Origin of the sequence: Actimicrobium sp. GrIS 1.19 (genome assembly GCF_035984655.1) — a bacterium.
Lineage (GTDB): Bacteria > Pseudomonadota > Gammaproteobacteria > Burkholderiales > Burkholderiaceae_D > Actimicrobium.
The window spans coordinates 1-1012 of sequence record NZ_JAXCHT010000090.1 but is presented as its reverse complement, the minus strand read 5'-3'; the positions used below and the strand labels follow the sequence as shown (position 1 = coordinate 1012).

Genomic DNA, 1012 nt, shown 5'->3' with positions numbered 1-1012 from the left:
ATGTCACGCATCACCTCGCTGGCCAGTTCACTGCTCTCGACGTCGTATGTCTGCCAGCCGACGATCTTTCGGCTAAAAATATCCATGAACAGGTACAGGTAAAAATAGATCCCCTTGACCTGTGTTGGTAGGTAGGTGATATCCCAACTGAACAACTCGGCCGGCGCCGTCGCCGACAGCGCACGCGGCTTGCTGCGCAGTTTCGCCGGTCTTTCCGCGCCACGGTGCTTGAGCTGATTCTCAGCCTTGAGCACGCGGTAGAACGTCGATTCGCTGGCGACGTACTGCCCGCGATCGACCAACCGCGGCACGATCTGGCTCGGTGGCAGATGGCCAAATTCAGCGGAGTTGGCAATAGCGAGCAAGCGCTGTCGTTCGAGCAAGCTCAATTGATTGCTGGGCGTTTGCACTCGCGCAGGCCGACCGTCACCGACCCCGGCGGCCTGATCGTTTTGCCATCGCTGCAAGGTCCGTTCGCTAAGCGAGATGACTTCGCACGCGTTTGCCTGGCGCGCACCCGCGACCATCGCATCAGCGACCATTTCCATTACCTGGTCGCGCTCTGAAAGGGTAGTCATTACGCCTCGTCCTCCCACAGCGCGCGGAACTTTTTTTGCAGGATCAGCAACGCGGCCGCCTCCGCCAAAGCCCTGTCTTTACGCACGACATCTCGCTTGAGTTTTGCGATCTCATCTTTCAATGTTCGCATCTCGCGCGGACCGGGTACGGCCTCTTTTCCGCCGGCGCAAAACGCGGCCTTCCAGCTTGCCAGGTGATGGGCGAATACGCCCCGTTCGCGGCACCATGCTTGCAAGGCTTCCCCGGTCAAGCCATGGGTTTCATGCAAGGCGACCAACTGCTCTTCAGCGGTCCAGTCTTGGGGGCGCTTCTCTTTTGTCGCCGATACACTGGGTTCGGCCAATGACTTCTTTTTCATCCAGTATCTTAGCGTATGGTGACTGATGTTCATGTCCAGCGCGACCGCCGTGACCGACCGCTGGTCGCGTGAAAA

The 1012-nt window shown here is 58.7% G+C and carries 2 protein-coding genes; both read right to left on the bottom strand.

The features are described from left to right. Window positions 1-548 (bottom strand): helix-turn-helix domain-containing protein (locus RCH09_RS19680; protein ID WP_326942834.1); only part of this gene is annotated, 548 nt, incomplete at its 3' end. A gap of 29 nt (window positions 549-577) precedes the next feature. Further along, the coding region (locus RCH09_RS19675) for a transposase (protein ID WP_326942833.1) at window positions 578-1012 on the bottom strand (435 nt) is incomplete at its 5' end.